A 24,185-nucleotide genomic window follows, 5' to 3' on the forward strand; every position below is an offset into this window, starting at 1 on the left:
TTAGATTCATTTTTTTTTTGAAATATTTTAACGCACTTCCAAAAGCACACTCCTTCTTCAAGAAGGTAAAGACTGTAGTCCAACGGTTAGTGGAGGAAATAGTTCACGATATAAAGTCTTAATACTGAAAAAAGGTCATTTATAAAGTAGGGTGTAGCATTTCTATTTTATAAAAAAGTATCAGAATCCACGTTTGTCCATGGCAAAAAAACGTATATTGAATATAGTAAAATAGGAAGTCATTATGATTTCCTTTCACATCATAACGCCCTCTAATAAAGGCCCGATGCATGACAATTCCCCCAACTGTCTGGTTCGATCGGTATGTGACCATACTCTTTGTATGGTCTTTTTTACTTGTTAGATTGAAAGAAATCAATATATATAATAATTATTATAAAGAACTAAAAAAGAATAGGTCTTTATTAGTGTTTTTTAAAGTGAAGAATGTTTAGAATATTATTATAATATTATTTTATGATACTGATATAATAATATGAATATTTTGTAACTGTTCTTTTATACTTTCTAGTAAAGTATACTCTTTAATTGGGAAAAAAATACTTTTTGAATGCCCTTAGATTCGTTCATGTCAGCTTTTCTATACAGTCTATTAACCTATAGCCAAAAAGTTGTAAAAATAGATAATTAAAGTTAATAAATCCAACTTTCACTGGTAAAGTTAATGGATTGTCTCTGCTGCTACGAAACTACTAAAACTAGCAGTAGAAAATACGAAAGGGGCAATGGGATGAAAAAGTATAGTTGGTTAAAAGTTGTAACATCGTTAGCAATTACGGCAGGGGTATTAATACCATCTACTGGAGGAGCGTATGCAGCAACGGAAGAAAAAGAACAAGTAATCGTTGGATTTAAAAGTAGTGTTAATGAAAAAAGTATCACAAAAGCAAACGGTAAAATGAAAAAGAAAATGAAAGAATTACCGATTGCTGTTGCAGAAATGACTCCAAGCGAAGTTAAAAAACTTGAAAAAGATCCAAACGTAGCTTATGTAGAAGAAGATATTCGTGTTTCAGTAGCAGCAGACACGCAAGATTGGGGAATTTCCAAAGTGAAAGCTCCTACAAGCTGGGCTACTGGTTTAAGTGGTCAAGGTGTTAAGATTGCTGTAGTTGATTCTGGAGTTGCAACAAATCATCCTGACTTAAAAGTAGCTGGAGGGGCTTCATTTGTGTCCTATACATCTTCTTATAATGATGATAATGGACATGGTACGCACGTAGCAGGAATTATCGGTGCTGAAAACAATGGTACAGGTACAATTGGTGTTGCATATAATGCAGATATTTATGGTGTAAAAGTACTTGAGAGCAGCGGTTCTGGCAGCCTTTCTAGTATCATTGCTGGAATCGACTGGTCTGTAGCAAATGATATGGATATTATTAACTTAAGTTTAGGAACGTCTGTAGGCTCTACAGCATTAAAAACAGCAGTTGATCGTGCTTATCAAAGTGGAGCAGTTGTAGTGGCTGCTGCAGGAAACTCTGGAAATTCTGCTGGAACAGGGGATACAGTAAATTACCCAGCGAAATATAATTCAGTTATTGCTGTAGGAGCTACAGATCGTTATGATCGCCGTGCTTCATTCTCATCAACTGGCTCTACTGTTGAAATAGCAGCTCCCGGTGCAGCTATTCTAAGCACATACTTAAACGGTCAATATTCAACGTTAAGCGGTACGTCAATGGCTAGTCCTTATGTTGCTGGTATCCTAGCGCTATATAAACAAAAATATCCATCTTATTCAAATGCACAGTTACGTCAGTTGTTAATCAATAAATCAATTGATTTAGGACCAGCTGGTCGTGACACGCACTTTGGATACGGATTATCACAAGCTGGCACTTTTTAATTTAGATAAAGACAAAGCAGAGCCTTGGCTCTGCTTTGTTTATACTTTTTCAGATAGTGTATAAAGCTCATCGGATGATGCAGCAATCTTATCAATACGATTTGTTAATTCTGCAATAATAGAGGATATTTTGTCTAGTTCTTTTTTTGTTAGAACGCTTTGTTGTTTATTTTCTGTTGTGACACTCAAAACATTTGTGAAAAACGTTGTGATGTTATTCATATTTACCGTTGTATCTTTTGTTAACCCTGCAACTTCATCTCCAATCTCAGCTACGCTTTTGATTTGCTTTTGAATATCTTTAATGAAAGTTGAAATATTTGCAATCGATTTTTTGGTTTCCTCCGCTAATTTACGAACTTCCTGAGCAACCACAGCAAACCCTTTTCCATGTTCCCCTGCACGAGCTGATTCAATTGAAGCGTTTAAAGCAAGTAAGTTCGTTTGTTCAGCAATCGAGGTTACAATTGCCACGATTTGTGTAATTTGCTTTGATGTATCTTCTAATGTTTTCATGCGTTGCTGAATAAGAGACGTATTTTTCTGAATGTCATTAAGCATTGCTTGCTCTTGTTCGAGCTTAGTTTGACTTTCAATTGCATCTTTGGAAACCATCTCAGCTAACTCTGAACTTTTATTTGCAAATGATACAACATCCGCTGTTTGACCGCTTATTTGGCAAACAAACTGTGCTGTTTCCTCAGACAAGCTGGCTAATAAGGAAGAGGTATGGCTAATTTCATCTTGAATGAGCTTTTTCTCTTGATATAAAAGTTGTCGTTGTTCTTCAAAAGCTTCTTCATAAGCAGTTAACACAATTTGCTGTTCCAGGTTTATGAGCGTTGTAATACTTTTGATGGTTTGAATGCATGTTTCTTTCTCTTCTATCTCCTCATGGCATAAAGCAATTAATGCAATTTGTAAGTTCTGAAAAGCGCATAAATAAAAATTCGGTTCAAGACCAATTTTTACGTGCATGTGTGAAATCATTTTGCGCTTTTGGACAAATTCATCATCCACTTTGCCGTTAAACATTTCTAATATATGTTTTTGTAGCGTGTTTTTTAAGCGATCAATACTGCTGTGTTTTTCAATAATGGTAACTAAGTGTTGCTGTTCTCCAATAGCTCGGTAAAATTCATTTACAATTGAATTAAGATTTTCTTCAACTGCAGGCTGTAGCCTAACGATTCTATTAAGGTCGTCTAAGTTTAGACCAATCATTTTGATTTGTTGTTGAATTGCTAAATTAGACACTTGCATGCTTGCGTTCATTTCTTCAAGAGCAACTACTTTTTCGGTACGTGTATTTCTCCTAAACCAATTCATAAAATCACCTATTATCCTTAAAGTTGTAAGCACATATATGGGTATATAACGGTCATGGACCCTTACTATGTATTTCGGTTTACTTGTTGAAAAGCTTGAGCGTTATTTTTAAAAATGTCATGAAAATGTGATGTGCTGTCATGGAATTGTTATGTTCCATTTATCTGACTGTGATGCGTACATGATAAGGTGATACAGTGACCACTTTGATCGATAGTAGTGGGGAAAATAGGTGAAGGAGTGTGTATAATGAAAAAATTGGTTGCGTCTATGTTAATGGGAGGAGCCGTATTGTCTACACCAGTCATTGGACAAGCTGCTTCAAGCGACGAGCTATTAAAGCAAGGGATGAAAAATGAAAGCGTATATGAAGTAAAAGATATTTTAAAGCAGGAAGGATATTTAAAGGGTGAGGTTTCTACATACTTTAATTACGAAACAAAAGTAGCAGTTCAAGCTTTTCAACAAGACCATAATTTAAACGCTGATGGAATTGTTGGACCAAAGACACATCAAGAACTAGAAACAACGGGAGTTGAAGAAGGAACGTCTAGCTTGGATGAGTCTGCGGTTATTAGTAAAGCCAAATCTCTTATTGGAACACCTTATAAATGGGCAGGTACAACACCTTCTGGCTTCGATTGCAGTGGTTTTTTACAATATGTATATAAGGAAAGTGTAGGTGTAGAAATCCCGCGCACAGTGGCAGACATATATGCAGCAGGTGAAAGTGTGAAGGAACCTTCCGTAGGAGATATTGTTTATTTTGAAACGTATAAGGAAGGACCTTCTCATGCAGGGATTTATTTAGGTAATGATCAGTTTATTCATACATCTACTTCAAAAGGTGTAACAATCAGTGATAAAAACTCGAGCTATTGGAGTGAACGTTATTTAGGTGCTAAAAGAGTAAAATAGGTTGAGAAAACAGTAGAGACTTCTACTGTTTTTTTGTTTTTTAAAAGTTAAACCATTGTTCATCCTTTCTTTCTTAGAATCCAAGACAAGCGCATATTTATTGAAAAATGTGAAAAAAGTTCTATCACTTCCTCCTTACAGCTTGTATATATTGGTAAAGTAATCGTTTGAGTGTTCTAGTAAAATTCAAATGATTTCATAACTAACAAGGAGGAAAAAATATGTGGTGTTATAGCTATTATCGTCTCAAAAAGAAAATTAAGAGACTGTTATTTTCAAAAAGATTTGGTACTTTTATCGAAAACAGTACAAAAAAAGCAGTAGAAGAGGTTGTTTATTCTCAGCGGTTTCGAGACTACTTTATTCAGCTGATAAGAGAAGCAGATGTTTCACCTTTTAAGGAAATTGCACTTCAATATTTAAATGAAGAGGTTGTCATTTCAACAGTTGCGGGACCTTTGCAAGGTACGGTTACTGAAGTAGGCGATGACTATTTAAGGTTAACCGAAAGTGCTACTTCCAGTGTTTTATTACCATTTACTAGTATTATTACAATTCAAAAAGCTTAAAGAGAGGAGGGAAAAACATGTTTCAAGAAGCATTAAGAGCAAGCATTGGTTCATTTGTGCAAATTATCACCCCAGTCGATATTATTAGCGGTACATTAATTGCAGTATTTGAAGCTTCAATTGTTGTTCGTACATCAAGCTCATATGGAGAGCCTACTGATGTTACAATACCTTTTACATCTATCACATATGTTCGTATTATTAGCGGAGATGAATAAAGTGAAAGTATCGGTTATCATTCCAGCATGTAATGAAGAGGAGTCATTGCAAAGTGTCGTCCAGGAAATAAAAAAAATAGCACCTTTTGAAATTATTGTTGTTGTAAATGGAGCTACTGATAATACAGTTTTAATTGCAAAGCAAGAAGGATGTAAAGTACTAACGTACCAAGAGAAACTTGGGATTAACATTGGTCGAGCAATTGGCGCAAAAAAAGCAAAGGGAGATATCCTTTTATTTCTAGATGGAGATATTGTTGTACCTTTTGAAGAGCTAAACCAGTATGTGCAAGCTATTAAAGATGGCCATGACCTTGCGCTGAATGACTTAGAATGGACAATGAAGCGGAAAATTCGTCCTCACGTAGTGGCTGTCTCAAAATATATGCTTAATTTAAGCTTAAAAAGACCAGATTTAACGGTTCAAGCCGTTACTGCAATTCCACATGCTATAAAGCGCTCATCAGCTGAAAAAATTGGCTTTGAAAATTTAGCTCATCCCCCTTTAATGCAGACAATTGCTATCTTAAAAGGAATGTCTGTTGTATACCCTTGTTCCACAGATGTGATTTATACCAACCGAATTCGTAATACCCATAAAACCCTAGTTCCTAACTCTCCATTTCCCTTTTCTACGGAGTCAATTTTAGCTGATCATCTAAAGGCTTTTTCTCACTTAATTTATCAAAAAGGAGTAAGGGGAGGACTTACGGATGGAAATCGTAACCGTCAGATTGTATCAGAATATACACCTACGCTTCTTAAAAGAGAGAGATGTAAAACAAGTGCAATCATTCCGGTAGGAGAAGAAAGGGAAACAATTCACCTTGTCATTCAGGAAGTACAAAAAGCAGGAATTGAAGAGATTATTGTAGTAGCAAACGGATCTGATGAAATAACGATTTCAAGAGCACGCGAAGCAGGTGCAACGGTACTTGTTTACCCAAATAGGCTTGGACATAATGTTCCAAGAGCAATTGGCGCAATGTACAGTTCAGGTGATATTTGTTTGTTTATTGACGGAGACATCGTTATTTCTGCCGAAAACCTTCAACCTTTCATCCGTGCAGCTGAAAACGGGGTTGACGTTGCGCTCAATAATTTAGAGTGCTTATTAGACCAAGTGCACCCTTTACATTCTGTTAGTGCAGCAAAGTATTTTTTAAACGCTATCAGCAAGCGACCAGATTTAACTATTAACACAACAACAGCAATTCCCCATGCAATAAAAAGAGAAGTAATGGAGAAAGTCGGATATGACTCGCTCATCATTCCTCCTTTATTTCATTTGAAAAGTTTGTTAGCAGGCTTTTCAGTCAAACCAATTCACTTTGTAGACGTAGCGCGTACCAACCGCATTCGAAAAGAGCATTTAAAGACAATAGGATTGCCTCAATCAACGGAAAGAATCTTAGGAGATCATATTGAAGCAATTGCTTATCTACTGAATGAAACAACGGAAAGAGGTCTCTTTTTAAAAGATACAAGAAGACATGACATTTTGTCTGAGGTGATGCGCGATGAAAACTAAAAAAGTAGCGGTATTAGGACTTGGGTATGTGGGATTACCTTTAGCTTTATTATTTGCTAAAAAAGGATTTAATGTTATAGGTCTTGATGTTGACCGTAGCAAAGTTAACCTACTTCAGCAAGGAAAAAGCTATATTCCAGATGTATCAAATGAGGAAATTAAAAGAGAAAAAAATTTTAAAGCTCAATTTTTACAAAGCGGAATTGAAGAGTTTAAACAGTGTGAATATGTAATTGTGACAGTTCCAACACCAATTAATGATCAGCATGAGCCGGATTTAACGGCAATGATTAGCGCTTCGGAATTTTTGCAAAAAGAAATGATTGCAGGGCAAACGGCAATCTATGAGAGCTCAACTTATCCAGGTACGTTAGAAGAAGTTGTATTACCAATTCTTTTAAAATCAAACTTACAAGTAGGAACCGACTTTTATCTCGCTTATTCTCCTGAAAGAGTAGACCCGGCAAATGCGCATTATCACATTGAACAAATTCCTAAAGTGATTAGTGGATATACGGAAAAATGCTTACAAAAAGTTAGTGAATTTTATGGTAGCGTCTTTCAAAAAGTGGTTCCTGTTTCGTCACCAAACGTGGCTGAAATGTGTAAACTGTTTGAGAATATTCAGCGATTAGTTAATATTTCTCTTGTGAACGAAACGAATGTATTATGTGAACAGCTGAACATTGATTTTTATGAAGTACTTGAAGCAGCAGCAACGAAACCATTTGGATTTACTCCGTATTATCCGGGGCCTGGTATTGGTGGGCACTGTATTCCCGTAGACCCGCTTTACTTTGTATGGAAGCTAAAACAGGTTGGTTTAAAGAGTGAGCTCATTCAAGCAGCTCATGAAATTAATGAACAAATGACTGAGCATGTGGTGAGACTTGTTGAAAAGCAACTTGATAAAAATGAAAAAAATATTTTAGTCATTGGCATTGCGTATAAACGAGATGTAAACGACGTACGGGAGTCACCAGCATTGCCGATATGCAACGAGCTAATTGCAAGAGGATATAAGCTATCATATCATGATCCATATATCGACTCTTTTACGCTAAATGGTAGCAATATTCAGTCTGTAGAGCTTACTAAACAAGCCGTACAACAAGCGGATGTAGTCTTAATCTTAACGGACCATCAAAACATTGATTGGTCACTTGTGAAAACTGCTTTGAAAATAGTAGACACAAGAGGAGTATTAAGGCGTTAAAAAGGAGGGTGTAATGTGAAGAAGCTTTCGGTCATTTTAATTGTTCAAAATGATGAAGCAACAATTAGACAAGTGATTCGCAGTACTCACTGCTTAAACCCTTATGAAGTTCTTATCGTAGCCAATCAGTCAACCGATGCATCGGTTTTAATTGCAAAAGAAGAAAGCTGTGTTGTAAAAATAGAGAATGGTGAAGAAACAGCACATGAATTGCGAATGAAAATGACTCGCATGTGTAAGGGAGATGTCTTTTTATATTTGGATAGCGACTACATCATCTCAGAGAAACAAATAAAACAATTTGTTCAACCACTTTTATTTAGTCACTGTGATGTGGTTTTAAACAAATGGGATAAAGCATTTCAGCATGATTTTGGAAGATTTGAAGTCATGTGGAGCAGAGTTCTGCACGATATGTATGATAAACCTCATTATGCCAATGCGTACCTTTCTCCTCCCTATGCATTTTCGAAGGAAGTATATAGTCAATTATCTTCTGGAGTTTACACAGACCCTCTTGCTTTATTTATTGAATTGCACACTAATTCGTTTCGAATAAGTCATCACCTTTCCATTACTACTTTTGGAGAAGGAAAGTTTGTTCCTGGTGCTTATGAAAACAAACGAGCTGAATATAAAGAAAGATATAAGATGCTTTTGGACGAATATATAGCTAAAACGAATAATGTTTCAAAAGGGATCAACGGAAAAAACGATTATCAGCCATATGAAAAAATGAGCAAAGGGTGGGGCAAACTTTCCTCTTTTTATAAAGGAAAACAGCTATCAGTTGTCATACCAGTAAAGAATGAAGCCAAAACGCTACAAGAAGTGATCAAAGAGGTTCGAAAGCTTGAACCTCTTGAGGTTATAGTTATAGTTAACGGCTCTACGGATGAATCAGAGCGAATTGCTAAAAGTATGGGAGCACACACAATTGTTTATAAGAATGCGTTAGGACATGATGTGGGTAGAGCGATAGGTGCTGAGGTTTCAAAGGGAGATATCCTTTTATTTGTAGATGGAGACTTTAGTATTAAAGCCTATGATTTATATCCATTTGCAAGAGCGATAGCAGACGGCCTAGATGTAGCTTTAAATAAAAGTGAAGATGAAAAGAGCTTATCTCATAGTGTGCAGGCTTGGAAATTTCTATTGAATGAAATAAACGATAGAGGAGATTTATGGATGAGCTCCTTAACCGCAGTTCCCCATGCACTTAGTAAACAAACGGTAAATAAGATTGGTACTGATGTTCTCGCTAGTCCTCCTATGGCGATGTTAAAATGCTTTCAAAACCAATTAAGCATAGCTTCTGTTCATGATGTTAACGTAAATAAACAGAATCGTTTTCGATTTCATGATCAGCTTCCAACCAATTTCATTAGCCCAACAGCGGAGCTTATTATTAAGGAATATATGAGAGCTTTTTATTTAAGTTGATAGTGAGAATAAACCTACTTACTAACAAAATGTAAGGGGTTTATTTTTTGTTACATAATTATAATATAAAAATAACTTGTAATTATATATATTGCTACTACAATAGTGATAGAGAATACATAAAAGGAGGGAATAGCATGAAGGGTTATGCAATTGGTACATTTTTTATACGGATTGTATTAGGTTTAACATTTTTTATTCATGGTCTAAGTAAGTTCCAAGGTGGAATTGAGGGAACTGTAGGTTTTTTTGACAGCCTTGGTATTCCTGGTTTTATAGCATATGTAGTAGCAGTTATTGAATTAATTGGTGGAGTTGCTGTTATCGTCGGACTAGGTACACGAATTGTTGCAGCGCTGTTTGTTTTCGTTATGCTAGGAGCTATTTTTACAGCGAAGCTAGGAGCTCCATTCTTAGGTGGATATGAGTTAGATATTGCACTGCTAGCTATGTCTTTACATCTTGTCTTTGCAGGAAGTGGAACATTATCTTTAGATCATCTTTTGAAGAAAGAAGAAAGCTATTCGTAAAGAAGCACAGTTTAACGCTGTGCTTTTTACTATAAGAAAAAGTTAATCGTTTTCGTTTTGAAATGGTAATATTTTTATCGTTAAATGGTATTGAAAATTCTTAAAAAAAGAGTAGAATGTAGGAATAACCTTTTTAAAAAAAGGGTATAGAGAAAAGCAGGAGCTTAAGCGGGATGAATAGCGTATATTTCAAAGTAGAAAAGGAGATGTTCATATGCCAATCATTCTCAAAGATGTTGTAGTAGGGTTTTTCTCAATGGCTGCTGCAGGTATATTTGCTTTTCAAGGAATTGAAGTTGTATCTGCTGTTGTAGACTTAGTACAATCTTGGAAACAAAACTAACCATTCAACTATAAGCGAAAGCATGTAGATATAATTTCTACATGCTTTTTTTATTGCTTATCTCTTCTGATTTTAAAATAAATGAATACATATAGTAGGAGGAAACGAGCGGTTCATATGATGTATACTAGTAATAAATAAGTTTCCATGAGAATTGTACAAGGTATGACAGGGGGAAAATGATGAAGTATGGGAGATGGATAATTTTAGGGGTTGTTAGTACAAGTATGGTACTTACGGGATGTGGAAAAGAGAAGAGCATTAGTGACCATGCATCTCATTCACATCATGAAACTGAAACGATAGCGGACATTCGCGAAGAAACAAAGAGTAATGAAATTTTACCAACGTTTTTAAATGATAAAGACGAAAATATGAAAGTTGTATATCGCTCAGTTGGTAAACACAAGGAGCTTCTTGAAAAGATTCCTTGTTACTGCGGATGTGGTGATACAGCAGGTCACACAAGCAGTTACGATTGTTTTATTTATGAAAACAAGACAAGTGGAGCTGTTGTATGGGATGATCACGCAACAAGGTGTGGGATATGTCTAGACATTGCTGCGCAGTCAGTAATTGAATACAGCCAAGGTAAAAGTATAAAGCAAATTCGAAAAGATATTGATGAGAAATATAAAAAAGGATATGGAAAACCTACTCCAACTCCTGAGATATAGTAATGCCTGGAATGGAATGATAAGTATAAAATTCCTTCCAGGCATTTTATTTTCACCTAAAAATAAAATGTGTTATAATTAGAATAATTAGAAAACTCAATTTAGGAAGGAGAGGAAATGAAGTCTATGTTAGTAAAGGAATCTAAAAATCAAAAGTTGTCTGATGAATGGAAAACTTACAATTTGTTAGGTAGAGTCATCTTAATCAGTTCATTATTGCTTGTGTTTTTTGTATTATGGGTGATGTTTAGTATGCTTACAACGTAAAAACGCTGTATGGAAAGTGAGAATCCACACAGCGTTTTTTTTATTTCACTTCTTCAACCGATTGTTCTAATTCATGCACTTCAGTTTCGATGTTCTCAAGCTCTTGTTTTACTTGACTATCTGCTTCTAATGTAGGGACTTCTTCATGCGTTTCTTCCTCGATATCTGTACGTTCAGTAGTCGCAGCGGCTTCAAGTTCTTCAGTCGATGGACGAAGTGATTTTACTTTGTTTACAACTTGAACAGACTGTTCTGATACAACTTGTGAGATGCGTGCAGTACGTTGTTTTAAGTCTTGTCCTTTTGCATAGACGCTTTCTTTTACTTGCCCAGTTTTTGCTAATGCTTGATTAGCTTGATCTTGAATGCTAGCGCGGAGCTCTTTTCCAGATTTCGGAGCTACTAACAGCGCAGTTGCAACCCCCACAACGCTCCCTACAATAGTACCTACTAAAAGCTCTTTACTACCTCTGTTTACAACTTGTTTTACGTTTTCTTCTTTCATGACATATACCTCCTCTTATAATATGTAATCATATGAAGGACCTACCATTTTGTTGAATACTTCCTGTAAAACATATTGCGTTAGTTGAAAAAATCTGCCGCTTGCCGTCGGATGCTCGTACAGGTTGATGAATTTTGATTGTTATATAATATTCAACTATCCTTCCAAGAACCCTTCTTTTTTGACATGAAAATTGTAAAAAAACTTGTCTTTAAAATACGACACAATAAAACGACAAGATTCGTTTTGGATCTGTTGGATTTTTAAAAGAAAGTTTTATATGATAGAGTGTGAAATAAAATGTTTGTTGAATGTGTTGGAGGGATTTATACATATGTCTACATCAAAATATCGAACGGTTCTAGAAGCCGGACCCGGCGAACTTGAAGAATTAAAAAACAAAGCGAAGCAGGATAGCTGGCAACCTATTTATCATATCTATCCTGAATATGGCTTAATGAATGACCCAAATGGTTTAATTCAACTTAATGGAGAATATCATGTCTTTTACCAGTGGTATCCTTATGGAGCAATTCACGGCATGAAGCATTGGGGTCATGTAAAGTCAAAAGATTTAGTGAATTGGGAAAGACTTCCTGTAGCTATTACTCCAACCGAAAAGTATGAGTCACATGGAGCGTACTCTGGAGGTGCTATTGTAAAAGAGGGAAAAGGGTTGCTTTACTATACGGGAAATGTAAAGTATGAAGATGGATCTCGTACAGCAAATCAATGCATTGCTATCTTGCATGAAGACGGGACAGTAGAAAAGTATAGTCAGAATCCTGCAGTGGAAGGCGTTCCAAATGGTTACACTGGTCATGTTCGCGATCCAAAGGTATGGAAAGAAAACGACATGTACTACATGCTTTTAGGAGCGCAGCGTGAAAACGAAACGGGAACGTTAATTGTATACGAATCAACTGATGCGCTTGATTGGCAATTTAAAGGTGAAGTGAAAACAAAATTACCTAATTTTGGCTATATGTGGGAGTGTCCCGATTACTTTAAATTAGATGGCAAAGACGTTTTTGTCTTTTCACCTCAAGGCATTCAAGCAGAAGGTCATAATTTCCATAATATCTATAATGTTATTTATGCCGTAGGCACATTTAACCTAGATGAGCTAACGTTTGATATGGAATACTATCGTGAAATCGACAAAGGTTTTGACTTTTATGCTCCTCAAACGTTTGAAGATGAAACAGGAAGGCGTTTAATGTTTTCCTGGATTGGAAATCCAGACGTTGAATATCCATCTGATCAATATGGTTGGGCTCATGCTTTATCCCTTCCTCGTGAGCTTTCGTTGGAAGGAACAGAATTAATTCAAAAGCCTGTCTCGGAGTTAACAAAACTAAGGGACGATGCGGTTCATTTTCGCGGTCGTTTAACAGATGAAGAAGTTATTATTGATGAAGCTACGAACAATGCCTATGAAATAGATATGAGCTTCACAAATATTAATGCTTCTCAAGTAGGCTTACAGCTTTTTAACAGCAAAGAAGAGACGCTAATGCTTGTTTTTGATCGTGAAAAAGAGGAAGTGCGAGTAGATCGTTCTCGTTTTAAGCATCAATACGCTACGGATTACGGGGTTATAAGAACGGAAAAATGGTTGCCAACTTCTTCTATAGATGTTCGCATTTTCGTTGATAAAAGCATTTTAGAAGTGTATATTAACGGAGGAAAAACAGTATTTACTTCACGCGTATTTCCACAAAAAGACTCAAAGTCTGCAGTTACGGTATTTGCAAAAGGCGAAGCAAATTATCAAATTGCCTACTATGGTTTATCAAGAGGAATTTAGAGCTAAAAAGAAAGGTCAGGAATTGTTCTTGGCCTTTTAGTTTGGAATAAAACCAACTTGACACATTGGAATAATTAGTTTAATGTTTGAATACATACTGTAAAGAAGGTACCAGACTGGATAACCAGAGGTTCTTACATTAGTAGCACAAACGTGCTGATGTAAGAGCCTTTTTTTATAAAAAAGGAGATGATACATATGAAATCACTGTTAGTCGTTGGAGGAGATAATATTGAAGGGTTAATTGAAAAGTTAAAAAAAAGCGGATTTGATCATGTTTTCCATTGTAACGGAAGAAAGGCAAACATGACTAAAATTTCTATTCCAAAAAAGATAGATGCTATTTTAATTTTAACCAATTACATTAACCATAACTTATCTTTGGCAATAAAACGACAAGCACAAGAAAGAAAAATACCTGTTTATTATGCTAAGCGGTCTTGGTGGGCTATTCAAGAGGAAGTGAAGAAAATGCCTTTATACGCTGTTTCTCAAAGCTAAGAATTTAAATTCTTAGCTCTTTTTTTATTTTAAACTTGTTTTTGTTAATTTAATTGTGTACAATTAAATTAACAAAAATCAAAAAGGAGAAATGAATCAATGAAAACATTGTATGAAACAACAGTTATTAATACCGGAGGAAGAAGTGGTGAAGTGCATTCTCCAGATAATATTTTCAACTTAGAAGTTGCTGCACCATCATCACTAGGAGGTAATGCAACAACTGAAACAAATCCAGAGCAATTGTTTGCGGCTGGCTATAGCACATGTTTTAACAGTGCTTTAGAGTTTATGTTGAAAAGACACAGCGTTGAAATTGAAAGCAGCAAGGTAACCGCTACGGTTCGTCTTGGAACAGATGCTAAAGATCAAGGAGTTAAATTAGAAGTTGACTTAACGGTCCATGTTGAAGGATTAGATTTAGACAATGCCAAGAAGTATGTAGAAATGGCACATTCTTATTGTCCATATTCAAAAGCAATTAGTGGTAACGTTGATGTGAAAATTGACGTGGTTTAATTAAGTAAGCTCTGATGACAATATTCTCATCAGAGCTCTTTTTGCATTGCGGTGTAGGGAAATCGATACGTATACATTAGAAAACTTGTATAGTAGACTGAAGAATAAGAGTTAAATAAATTGGAGGGGAAATAATGTATACCGTGTTTTCAACATTTGATGTACCTGATGAAAAAGCAGAAGAAGTGATTAATATTTATAAAAAGCGCTCAAGGAAAGTTGACCAAGCACCTGGCTTTGTGGACTTTCAACTGTTACAAAATGATAAGCGTCTGGGAGAGCTGACGGTACAGCTTACATTTGAAACGAAAGATTTTTATTTAACATGGGTGCGAAGCAAAGAGTTTAAAGAAATTCATGAGCTTGAAAAAAAATATCCAGATCAAGAATTAGCTGCTACCATTCCGAGTATACGTCAGTATAAGGTTGTGGCTACATGAAAAGCCTTCCTATAAATGAAATTGTAGAAAAGGTAACGGAAAAAATTTATGAGCAAGAGCCGTCACTTTTACAAAAATTTGGCGAACGAGGGAAGCAAAAGTGCACGGAAGACAATCATTATCATATGAAATACTTACATACGTCATACTTGCTTCAGAATGAAACAGTGTTTAGTGATTATGCTTTATGGTTGAATAGTTTGTTAACGAGTAGAGGCATGAAAACGAAGCATATCATTGATAATTTTATCCTAATTGAAGAAACTCTCTTAGAACTAGCTGGAGATGTTGATGAACCAGCTAAATCGTATCTCTCTTATTTACAAGCGGCGAATGAAGTGTTACGAGGAGCGGAGAAAAATGATTCGATTACTGACGAGAAATGATGCAGGTCACTATGTTAAACTAAGGCTTGAATCGCTTTTGGAAAGTCCGACGGCCTTTCTAAAAACTTATGCTGAAGAAGTTAGCACTCCTCAATTAGAAGAAGAAATGGGAGAGAAACTAGCAAAAGAGCATTTTTACACATTCGGTTCATTTCAAGATGAGCGGCTTGTCGGAATGATTACCCTTCAAGCAGAGCAACCTTTGAAGATTCGTCATAAAGGTAACCTGTTGGCAATGTATGTAGAAAAAGGTGTACGAGGAAATGGACTTGCTAAAGGGCTTGTGCAAGTTGCGTTAGATAAAGCAAAAGAATTAGGGCTTGAACAGCTGCAGCTCACCGTTGTTTCGACGAACAAAGAAGCAATCGCACTTTATGAATCGCTTGGATTTGTGACCTATGCAGTTGAACGAAATGCACTAAAGCATAAAGGACAGTATTGGGATGAAGAGCATATGGCTTTATCGTTAAGATAAAGCTGCTTCCTTTTTTATAAACGAAAATAAGCTTTAGAATGCTAAGTAGCGAATTGCTAATTTATATAGTCAAAGATAAAACAAGCCGCATTAATGTATAATGCGGCTTGTTTTATCTGGATAGAAATAATAGTAGTATAACTGTATAAATTTTGCAAATTAAGACTGGGACAGCTCTTTTTGTCCAACTTTTTTGATTAAGACAAACCCGATTACAACGGAAAGAAATGCAAGAATCATGATGCAAGTAAATACCGTATGGATACCCGAAAAGAGATGCTCCTGAATGGACGCTAACGAACTTGGAGCTATCTTTTGGTGTTCAAAAGATGAATTAATCATTGAGCTATTACCGCCGTTTGCATTCACTTGAAGATTAAACAAAGTACCAAAAACGGCAGCTCCTAGAGTCTGACTAAACGTATTTGTAAAGGTATTTAAAGAAATAGCTGTTCCACGTTTGTGTTGTGGTACAGAACCTTGAATAATCAGCATGAGTACAGGCGTAATAATCCCCATACCAAGTCCAAGAATTCCAATTGAAGCATAAATGAACCAATCAGATGCTTCCTGTGTTAATGAAAATAAAGAGGATGCTGCAATTAATAAAAAAATCGTTCCAAGCGTAATAACATATGTAGGTTTTAACTTTGAAACGAGCTGACCAGAAAAAATAGATCCAATCGTCCAGCAAACGGGCATTGGCATTAGCATAAAGCCAGCAGCTGTAGCACTTTTTCCAAGGATACCTTGCGTAAATAAAGGAAGGTATACTGTTATGCTGATTAAAATACCACCCATGAATAGTGTTAAAAAGTTAACAGTTGTAATGGTGGAGTTCGAAAACAGGTTTAGGGGTACAAGTGGTTCAGGAGATTGTTTCTGAATCCAAATGAAAAGAATAAAAAGCACAAACGAGCTGCTAAACAAACCGATAAGTAAATTGTCGGTCCACTGCTGCGTCTGGCTTCCTGTTAAAAGCGCATAAAGTAAAGCGATAACCCCTAATGAAAAAGTAACAGCACCCGGATAATCAATATGTCTTTTTTCTTTCTGAATTTGTTCTTTGTAATATTTTACAATCATAAACAAGGATAAAAGGCCAAACGGAACGTTTAAAAAGAAGATGTAGCGCCACGATAGCGTATCCACCAAAAATCCACCTAATAAAGGGCCAATGACGCCTGAAACACCCCACACAGCGCTAATCCAACCTTGTGCTTTTACGCGAGCCTGAGCTTCTTTATTTAAGTCGCCAATGATAGTCATTGTAATGGGCATAACAGCTCCAGCTCCTAAGCCTTGAATAGCACGAAAGACAATGAGTTGCGTCATGTTTATTGCCATTCCACATAGCATTGATCCAATTAAAAAGATAACGATGCCAACGAGTAACACGCGTTTGCGTCCCAACAAGTCAGCAAGCTTTCCATAAATGGGCGTCGACACAGCTGTTGCTAACATATAAATTGCATAGACCCAACTTACTAACTCAATGCCTGATAGATCACTTGTAATCCTAGGCGTAGCAGTACTAACGATAGTACCTTCCATCGCTGCTAGTGACGTAACAAGCATGAGTGCAATCATAATTTGTTTTTTCATAGAAGCAGCCTTCCTTTCTTAAATAACTCCAAACTTTTACAGTATACCTTATTTAATGTTATTAAACAATAAAGCTATTAAAAAATAACCAAGCACTTGGTGTGCTTGGTTATTTTGCAAGAGATTGCTTACGTTTGTAAATGAATTTTCCTACATAGTAAAATACAACAGTAAAAAGGACAATAGCTGCAATGACATATTCATTAATCATGTCCGATAATAATCCTGCAGATAAAAAAGACAAGATGGCGAAGTAAATAAGGTTTCCGGATGCTGTTCCCCATAAAAACTGGCGAAAGTGAATGGAACTAATAGCTGATACAAAGTTAATAAGGCTGGTTGGAATAAAGGGAAAGACTCGCACTTGAAAAACGTAACTCGTTCCGTTTCTTTCAATCTTTTCAAGTAAAGAAGGCTTTACTTTTTTTAATAGTGCATCTTGAAAAACATAGCGAACAAGTAAAAACACACAGGCAGCTGCTAGTATACTTGTAAACCAGCTCCATACCAATCCAAGTCCTAACCCTAGTAAATTAATATTAACTGCAATGATTAGTACAAGGGGAATCAATGTAAATGCATTTTGAACAAACATAGCAATTAGTGTAAACAATAGTGTTGTCAGCAAATTTTCTTGCAAAAATGCTGTGATGTTATCCATATCGCCAGTGCGAATTGAGTAAAACAGATCAGTGTTAATAATAAAAACGATTAATACAATAGCAAATAGAAAGAGCAAGCTTGCTTTTATCCACGTTTTAATGTGAAATCACCTTTTTTCATCAGTTAAGTTAACAAATAGTAAATAGGCTTTTATTATATCTCAGCTCTTTGAAAATGAACATTAATTTACTATATAAGAAACATTAAAGGCAAAAGAACAAGGTAAAGAAAAGGTGTGATAGGATAACAGGTAAGAAAACAATTAGGAGATAAATATGAAGGATACATATAAACATTTTGCTGAGCTATCACGATTTGAGAAAGCTGAAAGAGATTATCGAATTAGAACACAAGCGACTTCGTCTGAACTGCTAGTGCTAGCTATTCATGGTGGAAGGATTGAACAAGGAACATCAGAAGTGGCTATTGCTATTGCAGAGAAACAAAACAGCTATTATCTATTTGAAGGAATGAAAAGTGCTCAAAATCGCAAGCTGCATATCTCATCTTCTCGTTTTGATGAGCCCACTGTATTATTTATGTTGAAAAAAGCTCAATATGTTCTTAGTATTCATGGATACAAGGAGAAAAAGAAGAAGCATACGCTAATCGGTGGGTTAGATGAAGAGAGAAAGCAGCAAGTATATAACGCGTTAAAAAAAGCAGGATTTAGTGCTGAAATCGTTAATCAAGATCATTTATTATCAGGTACACATAGGCACAATGTTGTAAATAAAGGAAGGCAAAAAAAAGGCGTACAGCTTGAAATTAGCTATGAAGAAAGAGCAAACTTCTTTCTAACAAAAAATCAGTATACAAGTTCTTTTTATCGCTACGTAGCGGCTATTCAATCGGCATTTCTAGAAAACGATACACCTTAAGGTGTATCGTTTTCTTGTTTTGAGCAAATGCCATGCAAGTAATCACGAATAACAGCCTCCACTCTTTCGCTGTTTACGCGCTTACGATCGAACATCGCATGCAGTGCTAGCCCATCGATTAAGGCATAAAGCTTTTCTGATTCTAGGTCCGTGTTTATTTGTTCTTTTAATATGTTTTCATTTTTTAAGTAAAGCATTATTTTTTTTATACCTGAGAAGATTCCATCGTCAATTGGCCCTTGATTTTTATATTTATGATGTGCTGTAAAAGTAAGCCAAACCTCCATTTCAGCCATTTTTTCATCATTAGTTGGAACAATCTCTAACAGCATCTTTAACACTTTTTCTTGAGGGGGAAGGTCCTGTGAAGCAATTGAAATAATTCGCCGTTCAGCTTGTTCCTTAACCAGTTCCATGGCATAAGTTAACAGGTCATCTTGAGAAGAGAAATAATGACGTAAGGAACCTAGTGATAATTTTGCTTCCTTTGCAATGTTTCGAACAGTAGTGCCTTCCATACCTTGCTTTAAAATAACTCGCCATGTTGCTTTGGCAATTTGTTCTTTTCGTTTTTGGTGATCAACTAATTTTGGCATGACTTTATTGTAGCAATAAAAAAGGCAGGTTGCAATTTTATAATACAGTTGTATTACTAAAAAAGAAGTGCTAAAATACATTTAAATAATACAATTGTATTAGAAAAGGGGTGGGAGCTTGAATTTTATTGCTTGGATGATTGTAGGGTGCGAAATTGCTTTTTGGATAGTCATTCTGTTAGGGTTAACAACACGGTATATAGCTAAAAAGGAAAAACTGGGTTTTTTCTTTTTAGCGTTAACGCCATTTATTGACTTAATTTTATTGCTTATTACAGGGATTGATTTATATAATGGTGCGAAGGCAACGACTGCTCACGGTATTGCAGCTATTTATATTGGGGTATCTTTGGCATTTGGAAAGAGCATGATTAAATGGGCAGATGAACGTTTTTTATATTATGTGACAAAGCAAGGAGCAAAGCCAATTAGGCGATTTGGGCTCGAACATGCTAAACATGGATTAAAGGGATGGTTTCAACACTTAATAGCATACGCAATTGGAGCTGGTCTTTTAGTTGTAATCATTAACCTTTTGAATAACGCACAGCAAACTGAGGCTTTAAGTGGTATACTCCAAATATGGACTCTTGTGTTAGCCATCGATTTTTGTATTACAATGAGTTACTTTATCTGGCCACGCAAGATGAAAGCAACAATTAAACAGTAAGCTGTAGAGTGCTCATTTGTAGATGAGCATTCTTTTTTTTATAAAAGTAGGATAATAGAATTGTCTTTCATTTATCTGAAAATTTTTCAACTTATTTACGCTTCTATCCTTTATAATAGAAAACGTTAAAGAAATGATAGATAAAGGAGAAAGAGAATGGACATTTTAAGTGCAGAGTTTTTGTCAGCGCTTCTTGCTATTATTATTATTGATTTAGTTTTAGCTGGCGACAACGCAATTGTAATTGGTTTAGCAGCGAGAAAACTGCCTAAACATCAGCAGAAAAAAGTAATCATTTGGGGAACAATTGGAGCAATCGTCATTCGTATGCTTGCAACATTAGCAGTTGTTTGGTTACTAGAAATTCCCGGTTTGCTTTTGGTTGGAGGAATCTTGTTAACTATTATTGCGTACAAGCTTTTGGTTGAAGATCAAGACCATGATGTAAAGGCTGGAGATAGCATGTGGGCTGCAATTCGTACAATTATTATTGCAGATGCGTTAATGGGACTGGATAACGTATTGGCAGTTGCGGGTGCAGCTCATGGAAGCTTTTTACTAGTAGTACTTGGGTTGTTAATTTCAGTTCCTATTGTGATGTGGGGAAGTACGTTAATTTTAAAATGGGTAGAAAGATTTCCAATTATTATTACAATTGGAGCGGCAGTACTAGCTTGGACTGCTTCTAAAATGATTGTTGGTGAGCCGTTCTTACAACCGTATTTTGAAAATGGTTTTGTTAAGTATGGTTTTGAAGTACTAGTCATTGCTGCTGTAATTGGTGCAGGTAAAATGAAGCAAAGTAAAATGCAGAAGCAACCTGTAGAAGAAACCATTGAGAAGACTCAATCTTTTTCTAAGTAGAAGCAAGCTTATAATTGAAACAAAAAGAGGTGCATTTAGCACCTCTTTTTTCGTGGTTTGAATTATAGCTTTATGAGAGATGTGGACTTTTTAGCATAGCTTTATAGATGAGCTTTGTTAATTGCTGGGCACCTTCTGGAAGCAGATGAACGCCATCTTTTGTAAAATATTCTGGATGTTTGGTTCCTAAAGTATGCCAATCAACAAGCACCACGTTTTTATATTCTTTTGCTGCATTTTCTAATTTCTCATTTACTTCTGTTTCCCATTGTCGTGGCACCCGTGTGTTGACCAGGTATACATCTGCTTTTGCGAACTGTTTAAGTAGTTCATCTAGCTGTTCTTCTGTAAAGTAACCATTTGTACCAAGTTGAATAATCACTGCACTAGAAGGTTCATTATATTGAGTATACTTCTTTGCGACGTTTAAAGCTTCTGACAGCTGTCGACCAACTTTGCCATCAATTACAATATTAGGATAAGTTTCTTGCAGTGGATCGGCTAAGTTTAGCATAACTGAATCACCAATTGAGAGAACTTGAGTATAGTGAGGTTCATTTGTTGGTAATTCTTTTTGTTTCAGATGATGATCTTTGGATACTGGATTTGCTGCAGTTTTAATATGAATAGCTGCAGGTTGTTTGCTTTCTGTTTTTTTAGGTTCTAAAATCCCGGTAACACCAAGCACAAATAATAAGAAGGCCATAGCAAATACGATAGGTACAGCGACTTTCAGATGAGAACGAAAGGTAGCCGGTGATTTAAATGTTGGCAGTGCTTGCCCAAAGAAGGTTTTAAAACCTCCTTTTCGTATAGGTTGCTCAATCATTCGATAAGAAACTTCCGCAATAAGACATGTTGCTATAACCTGTAAGCTGATATGTACATAATTGAACTGCCCAAATTCAGTAGCAGGCGTTGTTAATATAATGATAGGATAGTGCCATAAATAAATGCCATACGACCGTGTACCAACCCACCGTAACGGCTTAAAAGATAACAGTTTGCCAGTTATGCTGCTAGGATGTGAAATCGTTGCGACGAGGACAGCAGCATTTAAACTAACTAAAAGCATACCTCCGCGATACATTGACGGGGCAAATTCAGTTAGTAATGAAGTGCATAGAAACACTAACAGTAAGCTTGTAAGGCCCGTAACATTTAAAATAAACTTTCCTGTGTTTGGGACATTTTTAGAAGATAAGCGATAGAGTGGCCACACGAATGCTAAGCAACAACCAATTAGCAATTCGAATGATCTTGTATCTGTGCCGTAATATACACGACTAGGATCCATACCTGGTTTATATAAAGCTCCCATTAATAATGCAGATACTATTGCTCCACAGCTTATCACTATAAGAATAGTCTTTTTCTTCTTTATAAAACGTAGTCCAATTAGTAATAAAAGTGGCCATATAATATAAAATTGTTCTTCAATTGCCAGTGACCATAAATTCTTTATTGGAGAAGGCGATTGAAAGCTATCAAAATATGAAACATCTTGAAAAATAAACCACCAGTTGCTTACATAGAGTAATCCCGCTATGGCATCCCCTTGTAAGGTAGATAAAAGAGATGGCTTGAACAAAACGGTCCAAGCAACTACGCATACAACCATGAAAAAAGCTGCAGGAAAAAGCCTTCTTATTCGGCTTGTGAAAAACGAAGAAAGGAGCAGCTTTTGGTGCTCTTCATATTGTTTTAATAAAATAGATGTAATTAAGTATCCAGATAAAACAAAGAAAATGGACACGCCTAAGAAGCCACCGCTTGCCCAACTAAAGCCATAATGATATGCAAATACAAATAAAACAGCTAGCGCTCGAAGTCCATCTAACCCATGAACGTATCGATGCTGTAGCTGAGTGTTAGCCATATTAAAGACTCCTTTACAATCTAAATTGTCATGTGTATGTAAATAATATTTTTATGAATTCTCAAAGATAACCTTTGAAAATTTCAGAACAAACCACAAGATATATGGTACAAAGAATTATTTTACCCGTAAAGTATTTTTTACCATATCGTCATAAAATGCAAGACTTTTAGCAAGAAAATATTTTTTTGTGCAAAAAAACCGGACGTACCTTTGGTAAATCCGGTTCTTTCATTTAAATTCTATAGAGGAGAGCGGACGGCTCTATCTGCATTTATTCTACCATAAACCCAGTTTGTTCCTGTACCTGTTATTGGGTCACAAGTATTTTGAATGACTGTACGAATTTGAGAAGCACTACGTCCTTGAGATGCTAGTAATGCTGCTAATCCAGCTACGTGTGGAGCTGCCATAGACGTGCCGCTTAAATAAGAGTAAGTGCTTGTAGGGTAAGTGGATAGAATACTAGAGCCTGGTGCTGCAACTTGCACCCAAGTTCCAAAGTTTGAAAAAACAGAGCGTTGATCAGAGGAAGTTGTAGAGGCAACTGCAATGACGTTTGCGTAAGCTGCAGGATAAGTGAGGGCGTTGCTACCGTTATTGCCAGCTGCCCCAATAACAACAACGCCTTGGCTAGCCGCGTAGTTAACAGCACCTTCAAGCGTAATGGTGTCTTGAGGAGATCCTAAACTCAAATTAATAACTTGTACTCCTTGGTTAACCGCATAAATAATGCCATCGGCAACCTGGCTTAGTAATCCGCTACCACTGTTTGAAAGCACTTTTACTGGCTGAATTGATGCTAAAGGAGCCATACCAGCAATGCCAGCCCCATTATTGGTTGTTGCTGCAGCAATGCCAGCTACATGAGTCCCATGACCATTAAAGTCATTTGTGTCAGTGTTATTATCAATAAAGTTATAGCCTGGAACTAATTTTGATGCAAGGTCAGGGTGATTTGGCTGGACGCCCGTATCAAGTATTGCAATTCTAATGCCAGCATTGCTTTGAGTAACATCCCATGCAGAAGGAGCACTTACTTTTTGAGGGCCGTATTGAAAGGAATAGAACGAATCGTTTGGAATATAGGAAGCTTCAAAAACGTAGTTTGGCTCTGCGTATTCAACTTCATCGAGCTCTGAGTATATTTTCATCATCTTATTAATATTTTTAGCTGTAGTAACCACTTGAAAGCCTAATGTTTCATTACAACATGAAGCTTCACATTTATATTTTTTATGAATTGAAGCAATTGTATCTTCATCAACGTCATCATTAAATTTAACAATAAATTGATCTTGGGCAAATACTGGTTGTTTAACCTTTAAAGCTTGTACCAATTTTTTAATAACAAAAAACAAAAGTGTAATTACACCAAGTGAACCTGTAGTTAAGGCAATCCATGTCAGCATAATACCAATCCTCCTAATTTTGTAACACCTTATATCATATGCGTTGCTACAAAAAAGGGATTGGA

At 36.1% G+C, this 24,185-nt stretch carries 27 protein-coding genes; 20 read left to right on the forward strand and 7 right to left on the reverse strand.

What is annotated here, in order from left to right; all coding sequences use genetic code 11:
• The first annotated feature begins 751 nt into the window (after window positions 1–751).
• On the forward strand, window positions 752–1,873 hold the full coding sequence (locus V2145_RS05345; protein WP_311857254.1) for a S8 family peptidase: 1,122 nt from the start codon (window positions 752–754) through the stop codon (window positions 1,871–1,873).
• A 39-nt stretch (window positions 1,874–1,912) separates the two neighbouring features.
• Here V2145_RS05345 and V2145_RS05350 read toward each other — a convergent pair whose 3' ends face one another.
• Window positions 1,913–3,202, reverse strand: a complete 1,290-nt coding sequence (locus tag V2145_RS05350; protein WP_311857256.1) for a globin-coupled sensor protein — start codon at window positions 3,200–3,202, stop codon at window positions 1,913–1,915.
• A 249-nt stretch (window positions 3,203–3,451) separates the two neighbouring features.
• On the opposite strand from V2145_RS05350, the gene V2145_RS05355 reads away from it, so the two are divergent.
• The 10 genes from V2145_RS05355 to V2145_RS05400 all read left to right on the forward strand — a co-directional run bounded on the left by V2145_RS05355 (window position 3,452) and on the right by V2145_RS05400 (window position 10,914).
• A complete protein-coding gene (locus tag V2145_RS05355; RefSeq protein WP_094912082.1) occupies window positions 3,452–4,120 on the forward strand; it encodes a C40 family peptidase in 669 nt (222 codons plus the stop codon).
• Between the two features lie 221 nt (window positions 4,121–4,341).
• A complete protein-coding gene (locus V2145_RS05360; protein ID WP_094912083.1) occupies window positions 4,342–4,689 on the forward strand; it encodes a DUF2642 domain-containing protein in 348 nt (115 codons plus the stop codon).
• Window positions 4,690–4,706: 17 nt separating this feature from the next.
• Entirely contained in the window at window positions 4,707–4,907 is a 201-nt protein-coding gene (locus V2145_RS05365; RefSeq protein WP_094912084.1) for a hypothetical protein, read from the forward strand.
• Window positions 4,849–6,438 (forward strand): glycosyltransferase family 2 protein, encoded by a 1,590-nt coding sequence (locus tag V2145_RS05370; RefSeq protein ID WP_286175448.1) that lies wholly within the window; start codon window positions 4,849–4,851, stop codon window positions 6,436–6,438. The genes V2145_RS05365 and V2145_RS05370 overlap by 59 nt, the downstream gene beginning before the upstream one ends.
• Window positions 6,428–7,654 carry a nucleotide sugar dehydrogenase gene (locus V2145_RS05375; RefSeq protein ID WP_131888052.1) on the forward strand — a complete coding sequence of 409 codons (1,227 nt, stop codon included), beginning with the start codon at window positions 6,428–6,430 and terminating at the stop codon, window positions 7,652–7,654. Before V2145_RS05370 ends, V2145_RS05375 begins: the two co-directional genes overlap by 11 nt.
• A 15-nt stretch (window positions 7,655–7,669) precedes the next feature.
• On the forward strand, window positions 7,670–9,097 hold the full coding sequence (locus tag V2145_RS05380; RefSeq protein WP_131888051.1) for a glycosyltransferase family 2 protein: 1,428 nt from the start codon (window positions 7,670–7,672) through the stop codon (window positions 9,095–9,097).
• 137 nt (window positions 9,098–9,234) lie between these two features.
• A complete protein-coding gene (locus tag V2145_RS05385) occupies window positions 9,235–9,627 on the forward strand; it encodes a DoxX family protein (protein ID WP_094912088.1) in 393 nt (130 codons plus the stop codon).
• 214 nt (window positions 9,628–9,841) lie between these two features.
• Window positions 9,842–9,970 carry a hypothetical protein gene (locus tag V2145_RS05390; protein ID WP_256993372.1) on the forward strand — a complete coding sequence of 43 codons (129 nt, stop codon included), beginning with the start codon at window positions 9,842–9,844 and terminating at the stop codon, window positions 9,968–9,970.
• Window positions 9,971–10,152: 182 nt separating this feature from the next.
• Window positions 10,153–10,647, forward strand: coding sequence for a PCYCGC motif-containing (lipo)protein (locus V2145_RS05395; RefSeq protein WP_094912089.1), 495 nt, complete (start codon window positions 10,153–10,155; stop codon window positions 10,645–10,647).
• A 117-nt stretch (window positions 10,648–10,764) separates the two neighbouring features.
• The gene (locus V2145_RS05400) at window positions 10,765–10,914 is read left to right on the forward strand and encodes a hypothetical protein (protein WP_165932582.1); all 150 of its coding nucleotides are present in this window, start codon (window positions 10,765–10,767) and stop codon (window positions 10,912–10,914) included.
• 40 nt (window positions 10,915–10,954) lie between these two features.
• On the opposite strand, the gene V2145_RS05405 is transcribed toward V2145_RS05400, so the two are convergent.
• Window positions 10,955–11,419 (reverse strand): YtxH domain-containing protein, encoded by a 465-nt coding sequence (locus V2145_RS05405; protein WP_131888050.1) that lies wholly within the window; start codon window positions 11,417–11,419, stop codon window positions 10,955–10,957.
• A gap of 334 nt (window positions 11,420–11,753) precedes the next feature.
• Here V2145_RS05405 and V2145_RS05410 point away from each other — a divergent pair, with 334 nt between their 5' ends.
• The 6 genes from V2145_RS05410 to V2145_RS05435 all read left to right on the forward strand — a co-directional run bounded on the left by V2145_RS05410 (window position 11,754) and on the right by V2145_RS05435 (window position 15,550).
• Entirely contained in the window at window positions 11,754–13,229 is a 1,476-nt protein-coding gene (locus V2145_RS05410; RefSeq protein ID WP_330987382.1) for a glycoside hydrolase family 32 protein, read from the forward strand.
• Window positions 13,230–13,427: 198 nt separating this feature from the next.
• Entirely contained in the window at window positions 13,428–13,730 is a 303-nt protein-coding gene (locus V2145_RS05415; protein ID WP_094912092.1) for a DUF2325 domain-containing protein, read from the forward strand.
• Window positions 13,731–13,829: 99 nt separating this feature from the next.
• Window positions 13,830–14,249: an organic hydroperoxide resistance protein gene (locus V2145_RS05420; RefSeq protein ID WP_094912093.1), complete on the forward strand. Its 420-nt coding sequence runs from the start codon at window positions 13,830–13,832 to the stop codon at window positions 14,247–14,249.
• Window positions 14,250–14,383: 134 nt separating this feature from the next.
• Window positions 14,384–14,689 carry an antibiotic biosynthesis monooxygenase family protein gene (locus V2145_RS05425; protein ID WP_094912094.1) on the forward strand — a complete coding sequence of 102 codons (306 nt, stop codon included), beginning with the start codon at window positions 14,384–14,386 and terminating at the stop codon, window positions 14,687–14,689.
• Window positions 14,686–15,075 (forward strand): hypothetical protein, encoded by a 390-nt coding sequence (locus V2145_RS05430; RefSeq protein ID WP_094912095.1) that lies wholly within the window; start codon window positions 14,686–14,688, stop codon window positions 15,073–15,075. Before V2145_RS05425 ends, V2145_RS05430 begins: the two co-directional genes overlap by 4 nt.
• Window positions 15,050–15,550 carry a GNAT family N-acetyltransferase gene (locus tag V2145_RS05435; protein WP_311857277.1) on the forward strand — a complete coding sequence of 167 codons (501 nt, stop codon included), beginning with the start codon at window positions 15,050–15,052 and terminating at the stop codon, window positions 15,548–15,550. The genes V2145_RS05430 and V2145_RS05435 overlap by 26 nt, the downstream gene beginning before the upstream one ends.
• A 159-nt stretch (window positions 15,551–15,709) precedes the next feature.
• Here V2145_RS05435 and V2145_RS05440 read toward each other — a convergent pair whose 3' ends face one another.
• Both V2145_RS05440 and V2145_RS05445 read right to left on the reverse strand, forming a co-directional pair.
• On the reverse strand, window positions 15,710–17,155 hold the full coding sequence (locus tag V2145_RS05440) for an MDR family MFS transporter (RefSeq protein ID WP_094912097.1): 1,446 nt from the start codon (window positions 17,153–17,155) through the stop codon (window positions 15,710–15,712).
• 109 nt (window positions 17,156–17,264) lie between these two features.
• Entirely contained in the window at window positions 17,265–17,894 is a 630-nt protein-coding gene (locus V2145_RS05445) for a TVP38/TMEM64 family protein (protein ID WP_094912098.1), read from the reverse strand.
• 199 nt (window positions 17,895–18,093) lie between these two features.
• Here V2145_RS05445 and V2145_RS05450 point away from each other — a divergent pair, with 199 nt between their 5' ends.
• Window positions 18,094–18,699 carry a poly-gamma-glutamate hydrolase family protein gene (locus tag V2145_RS05450; RefSeq protein ID WP_330987383.1) on the forward strand — a complete coding sequence of 202 codons (606 nt, stop codon included), beginning with the start codon at window positions 18,094–18,096 and terminating at the stop codon, window positions 18,697–18,699.
• Here the strand turns inward: V2145_RS05450 and V2145_RS05455 are convergent.
• Complete coding sequence (locus V2145_RS05455) at window positions 18,696–19,295, reverse strand: TetR/AcrR family transcriptional regulator (protein ID WP_210610339.1); 600 nt, start codon at window positions 19,293–19,295, stop codon at window positions 18,696–18,698. The genes V2145_RS05450 and V2145_RS05455 overlap by 4 nt on opposite strands.
• 118 nt (window positions 19,296–19,413) lie before the next feature.
• Between V2145_RS05455 and V2145_RS05460 the strand changes: the two genes are divergently transcribed.
• The gene (locus V2145_RS05460) at window positions 19,414–19,965 is read left to right on the forward strand and encodes a hypothetical protein (protein ID WP_094912101.1); all 552 of its coding nucleotides are present in this window, start codon (window positions 19,414–19,416) and stop codon (window positions 19,963–19,965) included.
• A 156-nt stretch (window positions 19,966–20,121) separates the two neighbouring features.
• Window positions 20,122–20,829 (forward strand): TerC family protein, encoded by a 708-nt coding sequence (locus tag V2145_RS05465; RefSeq protein WP_131888044.1) that lies wholly within the window; start codon window positions 20,122–20,124, stop codon window positions 20,827–20,829.
• A 70-nt stretch (window positions 20,830–20,899) separates the two neighbouring features.
• On the opposite strand, the gene V2145_RS05470 is transcribed toward V2145_RS05465, so the two are convergent.
• Both V2145_RS05470 and V2145_RS05475 read right to left on the reverse strand, forming a co-directional pair.
• Window positions 20,900–22,708, reverse strand: coding sequence for an acyltransferase family protein (locus tag V2145_RS05470; RefSeq protein WP_311857286.1), 1,809 nt, complete (start codon window positions 22,706–22,708; stop codon window positions 20,900–20,902).
• A gap of 242 nt (window positions 22,709–22,950) precedes the next feature.
• Window positions 22,951–24,120, reverse strand: a complete 1,170-nt coding sequence (locus V2145_RS05475; RefSeq protein ID WP_311857288.1) for a S8 family peptidase — start codon at window positions 24,118–24,120, stop codon at window positions 22,951–22,953.
• Window positions 24,121–24,185 lie beyond the last annotated feature (65 nt).

Source organism: Priestia sp. GS2, assembly GCF_036409025.1.
Taxonomy (GTDB): domain Bacteria; phylum Bacillota; class Bacilli; order Bacillales; family Bacillaceae_H; genus Priestia; species Priestia aryabhattai_A.